Here is a 14,285-nt window from a genome sequence, read left to right as displayed (position 1 = left end):
CATTTCATCATCTGGAGCCAATTTCCATGCGTACGTTTTTTCTGTCGGCCACGGAACCCAATGTGGGCTTGACCTCGGTGTCCCTGGGCCTGTTGCGCGCTTTGCAGCGCCGTGGTTTGAAGGTGGCGTTTTTCAAACCGGTCACCAAACACAGCCCGGAATCGGAGCCGTCTGTGTTGTTTGCCCGCAGCATCTGCCAGGCCGTCTCCACGCCTGACCCGCTGCCGCTGCAACTGGTGACCCAGCAGGTGACCAGCGGCAAAACCGCCGAAGTGCTGGAAGACATCGTGAGCCTGGCCATGGCCAGCGCCAAAGATGCGGACGTGCTGGTGGTGGAAGGCATCCACACCGACCCAACGCGCGCCTTCATCCCTCAGCTCTCCAGCGATATTTCGCGCAGCCTGCAGGCCGATGTGATTCTGGTGGCCAGTGGTGCCGATGCCGAAGGCATTGCCCACACCCAGTACATGATTGCGCGTATCCGCAACTCGGGCCGCCATGTGGAAGGTGTCATTTTCAACCGCGTGGGCATCGACTTTGACGAAGCCGCTGTGGCCAGCCAGCTCAGTGGTGTGCCGATTTTTGGGGTGGTGCGTGAAAACCCCGAGCTCTCCGCGCCGCGTACCCTGGATGTGGCGCGTTACCTGGGCGCCGAGGTGATGATCGAGGGCGATATCGCCACCCGCCGTGTGCGTGACACCGTGTTGTGCGCTCGTTCGGTGTCCGAGGTGATTCCGCGCCTCAAACCCGGCGTGCTGGTGATCAGCGCCGGTGACCGTGACGACGTGATGTTGGCCACCGCGCTGGCGGCCAGCAACGGCATAGAACTGGCCGGTCTGGTGTTGACCCACAACAGCTTCATCAGCCCACGTATCCAGCGTTTTGGTGCCATGGCCTTCAACAGCGGTTTGCCGGTGTTGCGCACCGATGGCGACAGCTTCGGCACCGCCGCCCGTGTCAGCCGCCTGCCGCTGGCCGTGCCGCAGGACGACCACACCCGCATGAACCTGGTGATCGACAGTGTGGTGGAGCAGCTCGATGCCACCGCCATCTGCGCCGGTCTGGACAATGCCGCATCGACACACATGTCGCCACCGGCGTTCCGCTACCAGCTGATGCAAAAGGCGCGCGCCGCCAACAAACGCATTGTGTTGCCCGAGGGGGATGAACCCCGCACCATCCGTGCCGCCGTGATCTGTACCGAAAAAGGCCTGGCACGTTGTGTCTTGCTCGGCAAACGCCAAGTCATCGAATCGGTGGCCAGTGCCATTGGTGTGGAGCTGCCTGCCAGCCTGGAGATTCTGGATCCGACCGAGATCGCCGGACGTTTTGTCGAGCCGATGGTGGCCTTGCGCAAGAGCAAGGGCCTGACTGCACCACAAGCACTGGCTTCGCTGGAAGACACCGTGGTGCTGGGCACCATGATGCTGGCGGTCGACGAGGTTGATGGCCTGGTCAGTGGCGCGGTGCACACCACCGCCAACACCATCCGTCCGGCCTTGCAGCTGATCAAGACGGCACCGGGTTCGAACATTGTGTCCTCGTGTTTCTTCATGTTGATGCCCGACCAGGTGCTGGTGTATGCCGATTGCGCGGTCAACCCCGACCCCAAGGCCGAAGAGCTGGCCGAAATCGCCAAACAAAGTGCCGACAGCGCCCGCGCCCTGGGCATCGACCCCAAGGTCGCCATGATCAGCTACAGCACCGGTTCCTCGGGCTCGGGCGACGATGTGGAAAAAGTGCGTGCCGCCACCGAGTTGGCCAAATCGCGCTGGCCTGAGCTGGTGATTGACGGCCCGATGCAGTACGACGCCGCCAGTGTCAAGGAAGTGGCTGCCCAAAAGGCGCCCGGCAGCGCAGTGGCTGGCCAAGCCACGGTGTTTGTGTTCCCGGATCTCAACACCGGCAACACCACCTATAAGGCGGTGCAACGCTCGGCCAATGTGGTGTCGGTGGGCCCGATGCTGCAGGGCCTGCGCAAGCCGGTCAACGACCTGTCGCGTGGTGCGCTGGTGGACGACATCGTCTTCACCATCGCGCTGACCGCCATCCAGGCCGACTCGATGACCAAGGCCTGAGCCTTACAATTCGACCCTTCACCGGGGGTGTCTGGCGTTTGGCCAGGCTGAGAAAAACCCCATACCTGATCTGGATCATGCCAGCGTAGGGAGCGTGATGGGTTGTTGGCGGCCTGCTCTGGCCTGTCCCTGATCACCCGTGCGTTCACCGCGCGGGTGTTTTTTTATAGGGACCACCATGAACCGTCGTTTGTTTGCCCTGGCCACCATCACGCTGGCTGTTTCCGGCTTGTCAGCCCCAAGCCATGCCGCTGATGAACTGCGGGTGATGGTGCACAGCTCGTTCTCCTTGCCCAAGCCGCTGCTGGCACAGTTTGAAGCCCAAAACGGTGTCAAGTTGGTCCTCATCAAGGGCGGAGATGCCGGGGAAATGCTCAACAAGCTGATCCTGACCCGCGCCCAGCCGGTGGCCGATGTGGTCTACGGCATTGACAACACCTTGCAAGCCAAGGCGCTGGCCGCTGGTGTGCTGGAGCCCAGTTTGCCCCAGGCCGCAGGCACGGTGGACGCCCAACTCGGCGACGCCTTGGCCGCCGTGGACCATGGTTTTGTGAACCTGAACTATGACCGCGCCGCGGTCGCCAAAAGTGGTTTGCCGCTGCCCAAAACCCTGCAAGACCTGACCTTGCCCGCTTACAAGGGCTGGCTGGTGGTGCCGAACCCGGCCACCTCCAGCCCTGGTTATGCCTTTTTGCTGGCCACCATTGCCGGGCTGGGGGAAGAAAAGGCCTTTGCCTGGTGGGCGCAGATGCGAAGCAACGGTCTCAAGGTGGTCAAAGGCTGGAGCGAGGCTTATTACACCGAATTCAGCCGCAACAAAGGCAGCTACCCGCTGGTGGTGAGTTATGCCACCAGCCCGGCTGCCGAGGTGTTCTACGCCAAGGACCAGCCTGCCGAGTCACCCACGGCCAGCCTCAACCTGGCGGGTGGGGTGTTCCGCCAGGTCGAAGGGGTGGCGCTGATCAAAGGCACGGCACAGAAAGTGGCGGCGCTCAAGTGGGTTGACTTTTTGCGCTCGGCTCCGGTGCAAGAGGCTTTGCAGACCAGCATGTGGATGTACCCCGCGGTGGCCAAGACGCCACTGGCGCCGGTGATGCGCCACGGCGCCGCACCTGCCGCGTTTGAGAGCCTGCCCCCCCAAGTGATTGCCGACAAAGGCGCCTCATGGGTGGCGCGCTGGACGCAGGTGGTGCTGAAGTAGGCCCTGCTCCAGCCTGTTTGACGCTTTGGCCGCTGTGTTTGCCTGAGGACCGGTGTCGATGCTGACCCGCTTGTTTGTGCGTCTGACTCCACTGCGGGGTGTCTGGCTGGCGCTGTTGCCCGCAGCCGCCTTGTTGCTGCTGTTGCTGGCCCCGGTGGCCCGCTTGGCGTGGGAGGGGTTTGCCGGGTCGCTGGCCAGCACCGATGGGCTGTCATTGTGGCAACCCTGGCAGGACAATTACCTGCGTTGGCGGGTGATCTGGTCGCTGGCGCAGGCTGTCATCACCTGTGTGCTGGCCTTGGGGCTGGGCTTGCCGCTGGCCTGGGTGCTGGCGCGCTTTGAGTTTGCCGGTCGTGTGCTGGTGTTGCGCCTGCTGATGCTGCCTTTTGTGGTGCCGTCGCTGGTGGCGGCCTTGGGTGTGCTGGCGCTGTGGGGGCCGCGTGGCGTGCTCAGTGGGGCGTTGGGTATCCACCTGCAGGACAGCCCCTGGCTGCTGCTTTACGGTAACCTGTTTTTTAACCTGTGCCTGGTGGTGCGCGCCGGGGTGGATGCGCTGGCGCAGGTCAATGCCCGCCAGGTGGCTGCCGCGCGTTCACTCGGAGCCACGCCCTGGCGTGCCTTCTGGCGGGTGGAGTGGCCGGCCATTGCGCCCTGGCTGGTGTCCAGCCTGTGCCTGGTGTTTTTGTACTGTTTTTCCGGTTTTGGCCTGGCCTTGGTGCTGGGTGGCCAGCGTTACGCCACGGTTGAGGTCGAGATCTACACCCTGGTGGCCTATGAGTTACAACTCGGCCAGGCCAGTGTGCTGGCGCTGTGGACGCTGGGGCTGACCGGTGGGGTGGCGCTGGCCTACGCCGCGTTGGAGAAACGCCTGGCGGCCCCGCTGCGCTCGGTGCCCATACCGCGTGTGCGCCCGCAGGGTGCGCCCCAGTGGCTGGCGCTGGTACTGGCCCTGGCCGTGTTGTTTGGTATCTGCGCCTTGCCCATCATTGCTATATTTATCAAAGCTATCAGCGCTTTATGGACGGGGGCTACAGGCCTGTTTGATGCAGAAACCCTGGCTGCCTTGTGGAACACGCTGCGGTTTTCGGCACTGGCGCTGTTGATGGCCACGCTGCTGGGTGTGTTGCATGCCTTGGCCGCGCAGGCCTCGGTGGCTTGGCGGGCGGCGGCGTTTTTGCCCTTTGTGGTGTCGCCGGTGACGGTGGCGTTTGGCCTGTTGTTGCTGTACCCGTCCTGGACCGCGAGTTTGCCGCTGCTGCTGGCAGCGTATGCGGTGCTGGCGTATCCGTTTGTGGCCAAGGCGCTGTCGGCCGGGTTGGACAGTTTGCCGGTGCATCTGGGCCAGGCCGCACGCACCTTGGGCGCTAGTCCGTGGCGTTGTTTCTGGCGGGTGACTTTGCCGCTGCTGCGGCCTGCGCTGCGCCGTGGCATGGCGTTTGCCGCAGCGACGGCTTTGGGTGAGTTTGCGGTCACCTTGTTTTTGTCACGCCCCGAATGGGCCACGCTCACCACCCTGATTTACCAGCGCCTGGGTCGCCCAGGCCAGGCCAACCTGGACGCCGCCATGGTGCTGGCCTGTGTGCTGATGACGCTGGCGCTGCTGGTGTTTTTGCTGATCGAATGGCCGGTGCCCGAGCGCGGCGCGCCCCGTCTGCCGCGCCGTGTGTCAGGCCAGACCTCCCATCCACCCATCACCCAACATGCTTGAGCTTTGCCACATCCATCAGCGTTATGCCGATCAGCCCCTGCTGCAAGACCTCAGTTTGCAGGTGGCAGCAGGTGAAATTGTGGCGCTGCTGGGGCCGTCAGGCAGTGGCAAAAGCACCTTGCTCAACATCGTGGCGGGCCTGCAGGTGCCCGATGCCGGCTCTGTTATTTGGGACGGCCAGGACATCACCGAGCTGGCGCCCGAGCGGCGCCGTTTTGCGCTGATGTTCCAGGACTTTGCGTTGTTCCCACACCTCAATGTGCTCGACAACGTGGCCTTTGGTCTGGTGGAGCAAGGGCTGCCTAAAACTGGGGCGCGGGCGCGTTCCTTGCAGATGCTGGCGTTGTTTGGCCTGACCGAGCTGGCCGAGCGCCGTGTCTGGAACCTCTCAGGTGGTGAGCAGCAACGGGTGGCGCTGGCGCGGGCGCTGATCACCGAACCACGTGCCTTGTTGCTCGACGAGCCGTTTTCAGCGCTGGACGCCGATCTGCGGGTGGTCTTGCGCCAGGAGTTCCGTGCCCGGATTCAGGCCACCGGCATGGCCACCCTGCTGGTGACCCATGACGAGGCCGAGGCGCGTGAGATGGCCGACCGTTCGGTGTGTCTGGTGCAGGGGCGACTGGTGACTGCGCTGGCGCCCGACCTATAACTCGTCGATGGGGGTGGTTCGTGTCGACGGGCTGGCGTCGCCGACGGCAAACCGGTCGCGTGATGTGACATAAAAGCTGGCGCCAAAGCGCCCAACCGGGTGGTAGTTTTGCAGATTCACACGCCAGGCCGTGGTGTCAACCAGCCCGTCACGCACACTGAGCCACTTGATCTCACCAATGAACACGATGCGGCTGGGCGTTTCCATCTTGTCGTGCAACACACATTCAAACGCCACCGGCGCCTGCACAATTCTGGGCGGTGCCACACAGTGGGAGGGTGTGGCGGTGAGGCCGACCTGGTCGAGCTCACTGATGTCGGATGGAAAAGACTCTCCGCAGCCGTGCATCTGCTGGACCATGGCCTCATCGGTCATGTGAACCACAAATTCGCCCTGGGCCAGAATGTTGGCGGCGGTGTCTTTCAAATGGGCATCCTGCAGCCGATTGATGCTCAGCATGACAATGGGTGGATCTTCCCCCACCATGTTGAACATTGAAAAAGGGGCCGCATTCACCACGCCGTGGGGCCCCAGGGTGGTCACCAGAGCAATGGGGCGGGGCACGATCAGGCTTGCCATCAGTTTGTAGCGCTGGTAGGCGGTGATTTGGGAAAAGTCGACTTCGGTCATGGCGTTTTGTGTGGCAGAGGGCAAGGTATTGTGCTGGTTCCGGCACATCTGCCCCTTCTGGCTTCACGCCAGCGGCGTCGCGTCCGGACTCAGGCCAGGGTGCGGATATGGCTTGCCACCACCAGGAGTTGTTGCGGCGCCATGCGCACAATGAACTTGCGGCTCACCGAACTGAGCACACGCACCGCGCCGGACAGGCCGAGTCGGGCAGATTGCTCCGCCACAAAACCCACTTCGGCTTGTTTGAGCGCCCGCAAAAAGTAATAGTCCATGCCAGCATCAATCAGGTCGTTGACCACATCGGCCAGTGCCTCAGCATGGCCCGGGGCATCCGGCGCGGTTTCAATGGCGGTCAGCACCTTATGGGTTTGCGTGCGCAAGGCCTTGGAATGAAAAAAACGCAGTGAGGGTTCACTGTCCTTGGCCGGTGCGTGCCAGGCAGGTGAAGCCACAGCCGTTTTGGCGGGCGCCGTCTTGGGTGCAGATTTGGTGCGGGTGCTTGTGCTCATGCGATGGACTCCTGGTTGACCAGACAGACAGGCTGTGAAAAAACTGCCAAACTTCTTCGCCAGCAGCCGTGCAGCTTCATGACCCTAGCGCTGACTGTAGCCCATCACGCGGTATCCACAGGCAATAAAAAAACCCTTGTGAATCCGTGATTCACAAGGGTTTCAAGTCATGGCGGAGAGAGTGGGATTCGAACCCACGGTACCTTGCGGTACGCCTGATTTCGAGTCAGGTACATTCGGCCACTCTGCCATCTCTCCGCGAACCGCAGATTGTAGCAGCGGCTACTTGGCTTTTGACTCGGCTTTGGCTTCGCGCAGCGCCAACAAGGCTTCATCCAGTTCTGCTTCTGTGGATGTTTCCACCAGCGTCACCAGGCCAGCCAGCTCGGCCAGTGCGCTGGCGCCCTGGGTTTGCAGGCTGGCAATGGCTTGCCCCGCCACCTTGGGTGAGGTAAAGGCGTTGCTTTGCAACAGCAGCTTGCCGTCTGCACTTTGCAACTTGAAGTAGAACTGGCCATCGGCCTCGCGGTACTGCTTGAACACCGGCAGCGCCTGTTTGGTGGCTTTGGTGCTGGCAGTGTCTTGGGCACGCAGGTCGCGCAGGCCGACCGCATGGCGCAGTTGCGCCATGAACGGGGTGGCGATGGCGCGGGCTTTGTCGGCGCCGATTTTGAAAATGGCTTCAATTTGGCCTGGGTCGTTGATCAGCGCCTGGTACTTGGCCCGCAGCGGTGCCAGTTCCTGGTCAATGCGCTCAAACACCAGCTGTTTGGCATCACCCCAGGCGATGCCGTTGGCGTAGGCCTGGCGCAGCTTGTCGGTCTCGGATGAGCTGGCAAACGCCTGGTAAATCTGGAACATGGCCGAGCCTTCCACTGTTTTGGGTTCGCCAGGGGCCTTGCTGTCGGTGACGATGCTGCTGATGAGTTTTTGCAGCTGTTCACGTGAGGAAAACAGCGGGATGGTGTTGTCGTAACTCTTGCTCATTTTGCGGCCATCCAGGCCGGGCAGGGTAGCGACGTTCTCTTCAATGGCGGCCTCGGGTGCGATGAAGTGCGGCCCGTAGCGGTGGTTGAAGCTGGCGGCCATGTCGCGCGCCATCTCAATGTGCTGCACCTGGTCGCGCCCGACTGGCACCTGGTGGGCGTTGAACATCAGGATGTCGGCGCCCATCAGCACCGGGTACATGAACAGGCCCACACTCACGTCGGCATCCGGGTCCAGCGCGGCGGCGGTGTTTTTGTCGACAGCCGCCTTGTAGGCGTGGGCGCGGTTGAGCACACCTTTGCCCAGCACACAGCTCAGGAACCAGGTCAGCTCCGGGATCTCGGGCACATCCGACTGGCGGTAAAACACCACCTTGTGGGGGTCCAGCCCGCAGGCCAGCCAGCTCGCGGCAATTTCCAGCGTGGAGCGCTGGATACGTGCCGGGTCTTCGACCTTGATCAGCGCGTGGTAGTCGGCCAGAAAATAAAAACTCTGCACGTTGGTGCGCAGGCTGGCGGCAACCGACGGACGGATGGAACCCACGTAATTGCCCAGATGCGGGGTGCCGGACGGGGTGATGCCGGTCAGAAAGCGCTCAATACTCATGAAAAAACGTCAGTCACAACAATAAAAAAAGAAAAGGACGATCAGCCCACCAGCATGGCCAGCGGTGTCAGCAGCAAGTTGATCAGTTTAAAAGTGATGCCCATCAGCGGGCGCAGCCACAGGCTGCCGACCACACCGGCCAGCACCAGCGCCATGACGATGAAAAAGCCAAAAGGCTCCACCCGCGACACCAGCACCGCCTGCCGATACGGCAGCAGCCCAACCAGGATACGGCCACCGTCCAGTGGTGGCAGCGGAAACAGGTTGAACGCAAACATCACGATGTTGACCAGGATGCCACCTTGTGCCATCTCGATGAAAAACGGCTCGCTGACACCAGCTGCCTGCAATAGGTAAAACACCGCGCCCCAGGCCAGCGCCTGGACAAAGTTGGCGCCCGGCCCGGCCAACGCCACCCAGACCATGTCCTGTTTGGGGTGACGCAGGTTGCCAAACCGCACCGGCACCGGCTTGGCGTAGCCAAACAAAAAAGCCCCGGATGTGGCGAAGTACAGCATCAGCGGCATCAGGATGGTGCCGACTGGATCAATGTGTTTGAAGGGGTTGAGCGTGATGCGCCCGGCTAGGTAGGCGGTGTTGTCACCAAAGTGGCGCGCGGCGTAACCGTGGGCGGCCTCGTGCAGGGTGATCGACAGCAGTACCGGGATGGCGTAGATCGCCACGGTTTGGATCAGATTCGCAAAGTCCATGAGAGGGTGTTGGGTGGGTCTAGAGCCCCAGCAGCGCCAGCGGGCCCCGGCCTTCGCGGATGACCACCGGCTCGGCGCCGCTCAGGTCCACCACGGTGGTGGGTTCACGCGGGCAGGCGCCCGAGTCGATGATGGCGGCAATGCGGCCGTGGTAACGCTCGCGGATCTCGGTGGCATCGTTGAGCGGTTCGGTCTCGCCGGGAGCTATTAATGTAGTAGCTAGAAGCGGCGTGTTATGAAGGGCTAGCAGCTCTTGCAGCACTTTGTGGTCGGGCACCCGCAGACCAATCGTCTTGCGTGCCGGGTGGCTCAGACGGCGGGGCACCTCTTTGGTGGCCTGCAGGATGAAGGTGTAGGCGCCCGGTGTGGCGGCCTTGAGCAGGCGGTATTGGGTGTTGTCTACCTGGGCGTAGGTGGCCAGTTCGGACAGGTCGCGACACAGCAGGGTCAGGTGATGTTTGTCGTCCACCCCCCGGATGCGGCGTAACTTGTCGGCAGCGGCCTTGTCGTCCAGATGGCAGACCAATGCGTAGCTGGAGTCGGTGGGCACCGCGAGCACCTCGCCTTTGTCCAGCAGGGCCGTGGCTTGTTTGAGCAAACGGGGTTGCGGGTTGTCGGGATGGAGTTCAAAAAGCTGTGGCATGGCCCTATTGTCGCTGCTGAGTGGCCTCACGCACGGACAGCATGGCATTGCCGACGCCACTGGCAGCAATCACCGCAATGCCCAGCCAGGCCAGGCTATCGGGCATGTGGTTGAAAAACACCCAGCCAGCCAGCATGGCGAAGGCAATCTGGGTGTAGAGGTAGGGTGACAGCACCACCGCGTTGGCGCGGTTGAAGGCGCGGATCAGCATCAGGTGGCCCGCAGTGGCCGTCGCACCCAGCACCAGATACCAGGGCCAGTGATCCAGCAGCGCCTGGGTGTCCCAGCTCCACAGCAGCACCGGGGACATCACCACCGCACCGACCAAGCCGGTGTAAAAATGGGTGGTGTACGGGTTTTCGTCACCACTGAGGCGACTGGTGAGCACCTGAAACCAGGCATAGGTCACCACCAGCACCAGCGGGAACAGCAGGGCCCAGCCAAACACCTGGCCACCCGGTCGTACCACCAGCAGCACCCCCACCAGACCCACCGCCATCAGCAGCCAGCGCACATGCGCCACATGGTTTTTCAGCACAATGGCTGCCATCGCGGTGGCCACCATCGGTGACAGCATCACGATGGCGGTGAACTCTCCCACCGGCAGGTGTTGCAAGCCATAAAACGAGCAGAAACTGGTGGTCAGCAACAATCCGCCGCGCAACGCCTGGAACTTCGGGTTGGGGGTGATAAACAGGCTGGTTTTTTGCACCGGAAAACGCATCAGCAGGGTGGTGACGGTCTGGAACGCATAACGGAACCACAGCAACATCAGCACCGGTGCGACCTGGGTCACGTGGCGTGTGGCCGAGTCGCCCAGCGCAAACGTCAGCGTAGAGACCATGATCAACAAAATCCCGCCACCCTGGCGGCTGCGCCAAAAGCTCATGTAGGCATGAGTCCCTGCGGGGCTTTTTGAATCTGGTGCTGCAACAGCGTCCAGATCGGGGTGAGTTGTTCGGGCAGGGCGGGCAGCTCACCCAGGTCGGTGCGGCTCTCAGTCGGGCTGTGAAAATCGCTGCCGCGTGAGGCTGCCAGGTCAAACTCCAGCGCCACATCGGTGTAGGTCACGCTGTCGGCGGCGGAATGGCTGCCAGTGACCACCTCAACCCCCTGGCCACCCAAACCCTTGAACTCAGTGAACAACGCAAACTCTTCGTTCGCGCTGAACTTGTAACGCGCCGGGTGGGCGATCACCGCCAACCCGCCGGCGTCCCGAATCCAGGTCACCGCCTCTCGGAGGGTGGCCCAGCGATGTGCCACATAACCGGGCTTGCCTTCGGTCAGATACTTGCGAAACACCTCGTAGGTGTCCTTGCAGACACCGGTCTCCACCAGAAAACGGGCAAAGTGGGTGCGTGAAATCAGGTCGTGGTTGCCCGCGTATTTCAGGGCCCCTTCAAAGCTGCCGTGGATGCCCACACGGGCCAGGTCGTCGGCCATGGCGTGCGCGCGTTGGCCACGCCCACCACGGGTTTGCGCCAGGCCCTCGCGCAAGGCGGTGTTGTTGGCATCAAAACCCAGCCCCACAATGTGCACCGTCTGGTTCAAAAAACTCACCGAGATTTCCACACCGGTCAGGTAGTTCAGCCCCAGCGCGGCGGCGGCGGCGGCGGCCCGGGCCACGCCGCCAATCTCGTCGTGGTCGGTCAGCGCCCACAGTTCAACCCCTTTGTCCTTGGCACGCTGGGCCAGTTCCTCGGGGGTCAGGGTACCGTCGGAGATCACCGAATGGCAATGCAGGTCAGCGTTCAGGGTGGGGCTCATCGGCTCATTTTAGGCAGCTATCACCCCGTCGAGCGGCCATCCATAAATCAGCCCTACTGTAGTGTTCGGGCGGCGGCTTGTCATCAGCGCATCAAGCCAAAGGTCTCAGAGCAACTCAGCCGCCTCCACCAGAAAACGCACCTTGCGTTCACCGCGCCAGCTGTCGGCATCGAGCCGGAACGCCAGCTTGACGCGGGCTGGCAGCGGTTCGGTGTGGCCAAACCAGATGCCGTCGACCGGATCGCCACGGTGTTTGAGCTTGAGCGACAGGTGTTTCTCGGCCACCAGGCGTTGCGACACCACCTCAACCTCTTCGCTGAAGGTGGGTGCGGCAAAACCCTGGCCCCAGACCTCGTGGTGCAGTGCATCGACCAGGTCCACGCGGCGGTACTCGGGTTTGAGCGGGCCGTCTGTGTCGATGCGGCGCATCAGGGTGGCGGCAGAGAGCCACTCTTGTGCCACCTGGGCCAAGCCTTGCTCGAACACTTCGAAATGTTCCTCGGCGATGGTGCAGCCCGCCGCCATCGCGTGGCCACCAAAACGCAGCAACACACCGGGGTGGCGTTTGGCCACCAGATCGAGTGCGTCGCGCAGGTGAAAGCCCGGGATCGAGCGGCCCGAGCCTTTGAGTTCATGGCCGTGACCGGTGGCGCCGCTGGGCGCAAACACAAAAGCCGGGCGGTGCAACTTGTCTTTGAGGCGTGAGGCCACGATGCCGACCACACCTTCGTGAAAGTCGGGGTCAAACACGCAGATGGCGGGTGGCGCCTCGGCGGCTTCTTCAAACAGCGACTCGGCCACCAGCAGCGCCTGTTCGCGCATGTTGCCCTCGATCTCGCGGCGTTCGCGGTTGATGTTGTCCAGGGTCTTGGCCAGTTCCAGCGCGCGGTTGGCGTCGTCGGTCAGCAGGCATTCAATGCCCAGCGTCATGTCCGACAGGCGCCCGGCGGCGTTGATGCGTGGACCCAGGGCGAAGCCGAAATCAAAGGTGGTGGCGGCTGCCGCGTCACGTGAGGCTGCTGTAAAAAGTGAAGCAAGTCCGGCAGGCATGGCAAGGGCTCGCACCCGTTTTAAGCCTTGAGCCACGAGGCGGCGGTTGTTGGCGTCGAGTTTCACCACGTCGGCCACCGTGCCCAGCGCCACCAGTGGCAGCAGGGTGTCCAGGCGCGGGCCGGTGCCTTCCAACAGCCCGCGTGTGCGCAGCTCGGCGCGCAAAGCCAGCAGCACATAAAACATCACACCGACCCCGGCGATGGACTTGCTCTCGAAGCCGCAGCCGGGCTGGTTCGGGTTGACGATCACATCGGCGTCGGGCAGGGTGATCTGGCCGTCCACACTGGCGCACAGGTGGTGGTCGGTCACCAACACCTGCAGGCCCAGGGCGCGTGCGGTGGCGACGCCGTCAAAACTGGCAATACCGTTGTCGACCGTGATCAGCACATCGGCGCCGCTGGCCTTGACCCGTTGTGAGATCGGTGGGGTCAGGCCATAGCCGTCCTGCACCCGGTCGGGCACGATGTAGTCCACATGTTGGGCGCCCAGCAGGCGCAGGCCACGGATGGCAACCGCGCAGGCGGTGGCGCCGTCGCAGTCGTAGTCGGCCACGATGCAGAGTTTTTTGTCCTGTGCCATGGCGTCGGCCAGCAGGCGCGCGGCATCGGCTGTGCCTTGCATCGTGGTGGGGGGTAGCAGGTAGGTCAAGGCGGCGTCCAGTTCGGACGGGTCCAGCACACCCCTTGCCGCATACAACTGTGCCAGCAGCGGGTGGATGCCCGCCTTTTCCAGCGCCCAGATCTGGCGCGGTGGTGCATCCCTGACTGTGATTTTCATAGCGTACCAATGAGCTCTGATAAGGGCTTGGGGCCTAAAAAGCTTTTGAGCTTGTGCCACACCGGCTGCGGCTGGATGTGCCAGCTGCGGCTGCTGCGTTCACCACACAGGGTTAGGCGCACTGGCTGGCGCGTGGCCGTGGCCTGCAACAGCGCCTGGATCTCGCCCGCGTCCAGCGCCTGCCAAGCTTGTAGCCAGTCAGACCAGTTGTCCGCCAGGGCCGGTTCACGCAGGTTCGGGATCAATACCGGGCGCTCACTGGCCGCAGGTGGCTGATATCCCACCGGCAAAGCGCCGCTGCCGTGGATCCAGAACGAGTTCACCGTGGGCAGGTTCATGGTGTCGCGTGCGTCGTTGACCGGGTGGGTGTAGAGCAGCATCTGCATCTCGTTTTGCAAACGGCGCAGGGTGGCGGCCTGGGGGGTGTTGTTCATCCAGTCGGCCAGATTGCGGCCCACCACACGGTCGGGTGAGGCGGTGGCCAGTTCGGCAAACACCTCGCCCTGCGCCAGCCAGCGCCCGGGCTGGTCGGCGTACAGCCGGATGCCATCTTCTTCAAAATACGGCTGCATGGCGGCCAGCAGCGCGTCCGACTGCGTGGGCGACAGCGCAGGGGGTGGCAACGGGCTCATCGCCACATGACCGGTGTTGACCTGCCAGTGGCACAGGCTGATAAACGCCCAGGCGCTGTGGGGTGCCGCGCTGTGGCAGGTCTGCTGGGCGTGTAAGGCTGCCAGGGGGATCTTGCCGTCAACCACTGGCAGGCCCAGGGCCGCTGCCAGGGCGCGTTCGTGGGGCGGGGACAGGCTGCGTTCCTCGCCGATGTCGGCAGGCAGGGGGCTCAGGCGGGCCAGCAGTTTCTGCAACATCGGCAGCTGCAACTTGGCCAGGGCGTCCGCAAAACCCTGCGAAGCACTGGCGGCAAAAGGAATGATCAGGTGCATGGCGCGCATTGTCCCGGATAATC

At 62.9% G+C, this 14,285-nt stretch carries 13 protein-coding genes, 1 tRNA gene and 1 riboswitch; of the genes, 4 read left to right on the top strand and 10 right to left on the bottom strand.

Annotated elements, in window-relative coordinates; all coding sequences use genetic code 11:
- The first annotated feature begins 26 nt into the window (after positions 1 to 26).
- The 4 genes from pta to KKO72_RS14720 all read left to right on the top strand — a co-directional run bounded on the left by pta (position 27) and on the right by KKO72_RS14720 (position 5,636).
- A complete protein-coding gene (gene pta / locus KKO72_RS14735) occupies positions 27 to 2,078 on the top strand; it encodes a phosphate acetyltransferase (RefSeq protein WP_214939938.1) in 2,052 nt (683 codons plus the stop codon).
- Between the two features lie 13 nt (positions 2,079 to 2,091).
- Positions 2,092 to 2,188, top strand: a riboswitch (TPP riboswitch).
- Positions 2,189 to 2,256: 68 nt separating this feature from the next.
- Positions 2,257 to 3,279, top strand: coding sequence for a thiamine ABC transporter substrate binding subunit (locus tag KKO72_RS14730; protein ID WP_214939936.1), 1,023 nt, complete (start codon positions 2,257 to 2,259; stop codon positions 3,277 to 3,279).
- Between the two features lie 58 nt (positions 3,280 to 3,337).
- Positions 3,338 to 4,987, top strand: a complete 1,650-nt coding sequence (locus KKO72_RS14725; RefSeq protein WP_214939933.1) for an iron ABC transporter permease — start codon at positions 3,338 to 3,340, stop codon at positions 4,985 to 4,987.
- Positions 4,980 to 5,636: an ABC transporter ATP-binding protein gene (locus KKO72_RS14720; protein ID WP_214939929.1), complete on the top strand. Its 657-nt coding sequence runs from the start codon at positions 4,980 to 4,982 to the stop codon at positions 5,634 to 5,636. Before KKO72_RS14725 ends, KKO72_RS14720 begins: the two co-directional genes overlap by 8 nt.
- Here the strand turns inward: KKO72_RS14720 and KKO72_RS14715 are convergent.
- The 10 genes from KKO72_RS14715 to KKO72_RS14670 form a co-directional block, all read right to left on the bottom strand.
- A complete protein-coding gene (locus KKO72_RS14715) occupies positions 5,631 to 6,266 on the bottom strand; it encodes a flavin reductase family protein (RefSeq protein ID WP_214939926.1) in 636 nt (211 codons plus the stop codon). The genes KKO72_RS14720 and KKO72_RS14715 overlap by 6 nt on opposite strands.
- An 89-nt stretch (positions 6,267 to 6,355) precedes the next feature.
- Entirely contained in the window at positions 6,356 to 6,775 is a 420-nt protein-coding gene (locus tag KKO72_RS14710; protein WP_214939923.1) for a hypothetical protein, read from the bottom strand.
- A gap of 170 nt (positions 6,776 to 6,945) precedes the next feature.
- A tRNA-Ser gene (locus KKO72_RS14705) sits at positions 6,946 to 7,033 on the bottom strand.
- Between the two features lie 24 nt (positions 7,034 to 7,057).
- Positions 7,058 to 8,368: a tryptophan--tRNA ligase gene (locus KKO72_RS14700; protein ID WP_214939920.1), complete on the bottom strand. Its 1,311-nt coding sequence runs from the start codon at positions 8,366 to 8,368 to the stop codon at positions 7,058 to 7,060.
- A gap of 41 nt (positions 8,369 to 8,409) precedes the next feature.
- Positions 8,410 to 9,078 carry a site-2 protease family protein gene (locus tag KKO72_RS14695; protein ID WP_214939917.1) on the bottom strand — a complete coding sequence of 223 codons (669 nt, stop codon included), beginning with the start codon at positions 9,076 to 9,078 and terminating at the stop codon, positions 8,410 to 8,412.
- A 19-nt stretch (positions 9,079 to 9,097) separates the two neighbouring features.
- A complete protein-coding gene (locus tag KKO72_RS14690) occupies positions 9,098 to 9,721 on the bottom strand; it encodes an L-threonylcarbamoyladenylate synthase (RefSeq protein ID WP_078366042.1) in 624 nt (207 codons plus the stop codon).
- Positions 9,722 to 9,725: 4 nt separating this feature from the next.
- Complete coding sequence (locus tag KKO72_RS14685; protein WP_214939915.1) at positions 9,726 to 10,610, bottom strand: DMT family transporter; 885 nt, start codon at positions 10,608 to 10,610, stop codon at positions 9,726 to 9,728.
- Positions 10,607 to 11,488: a 3',5'-nucleoside bisphosphate phosphatase gene (locus tag KKO72_RS14680; protein ID WP_214939912.1), complete on the bottom strand. Its 882-nt coding sequence runs from the start codon at positions 11,486 to 11,488 to the stop codon at positions 10,607 to 10,609. Before KKO72_RS14680 ends, KKO72_RS14685 begins: the two co-directional genes overlap by 4 nt.
- Before the next feature lie 105 nt (positions 11,489 to 11,593).
- Positions 11,594 to 13,318, bottom strand: a complete 1,725-nt coding sequence (gene recJ, locus KKO72_RS14675) for a single-stranded-DNA-specific exonuclease RecJ (protein WP_214939910.1) — start codon at positions 13,316 to 13,318, stop codon at positions 11,594 to 11,596.
- Positions 13,315 to 14,262: a phosphoglycerate mutase gene (locus KKO72_RS14670; RefSeq protein ID WP_251140675.1), complete on the bottom strand. Its 948-nt coding sequence runs from the start codon at positions 14,260 to 14,262 to the stop codon at positions 13,315 to 13,317. The genes recJ and KKO72_RS14670 overlap by 4 nt, the downstream gene beginning before the upstream one ends.
- Between the last annotated feature and the right edge of the window lie 23 nt (positions 14,263 to 14,285).

Source organism: Rhodoferax sp. U11-2br, from assembly GCF_018619435.1.
GTDB lineage: Bacteria > Pseudomonadota > Gammaproteobacteria > Burkholderiales > Burkholderiaceae_C > Rhodoferax.
Note: the sequence above shows the minus strand (reverse complement) of the source record. Positions and strands in the feature narration are given on the sequence as shown.

Bases quoted from the DNA above. Each gene is read 5' to 3' on its own strand.
- pta (WP_214939938.1), top strand. From the start codon at position 27: ATGCGTACGTTTTTTCTGTCGGCCACGGAACCCAATGTGGGCTTGACC.
- KKO72_RS14730 (WP_214939936.1), top strand. From the start codon at position 2,257: ATGAACCGTCGTTTGTTTGCCCTGGCCACCATCACGCTGGCTGTTTCC.
- KKO72_RS14725 (WP_214939933.1), top strand. From the start codon at position 3,338: ATGCTGACCCGCTTGTTTGTGCGTCTGACTCCACTGCGGGGTGTCTGG.
- KKO72_RS14720 (WP_214939929.1), top strand. From the start codon at position 4,980: ATGCTTGAGCTTTGCCACATCCATCAGCGTTATGCCGATCAGCCCCTG.
- KKO72_RS14715 (WP_214939926.1), bottom strand. From the start codon at position 6,266: ATGACCGAAGTCGACTTTTCCCAAATCACCGCCTACCAGCGCTACAAA.
- KKO72_RS14710 (WP_214939923.1), bottom strand. From the start codon at position 6,775: ATGAGCACAAGCACCCGCACCAAATCTGCACCCAAGACGGCGCCCGCC.
- KKO72_RS14700 (WP_214939920.1), bottom strand. From the start codon at position 8,368: ATGAGTATTGAGCGCTTTCTGACCGGCATCACCCCGTCCGGCACCCCG.
- KKO72_RS14695 (WP_214939917.1), bottom strand. From the start codon at position 9,078: ATGGACTTTGCGAATCTGATCCAAACCGTGGCGATCTACGCCATCCCG.
- KKO72_RS14690 (WP_078366042.1), bottom strand. From the start codon at position 9,721: ATGCCACAGCTTTTTGAACTCCATCCCGACAACCCGCAACCCCGTTTG.
- KKO72_RS14685 (WP_214939915.1), bottom strand. From the start codon at position 10,610: ATGAGCTTTTGGCGCAGCCGCCAGGGTGGCGGGATTTTGTTGATCATG.
- KKO72_RS14680 (WP_214939912.1), bottom strand. From the start codon at position 11,488: ATGAGCCCCACCCTGAACGCTGACCTGCATTGCCATTCGGTGATCTCC.
- recJ (WP_214939910.1), bottom strand. From the start codon at position 13,318: ATGAAAATCACAGTCAGGGATGCACCACCGCGCCAGATCTGGGCGCTG.
- KKO72_RS14670 (WP_251140675.1), bottom strand. From the start codon at position 14,262: ATGCACCTGATCATTCCTTTTGCCGCCAGTGCTTCGCAGGGTTTTGCG.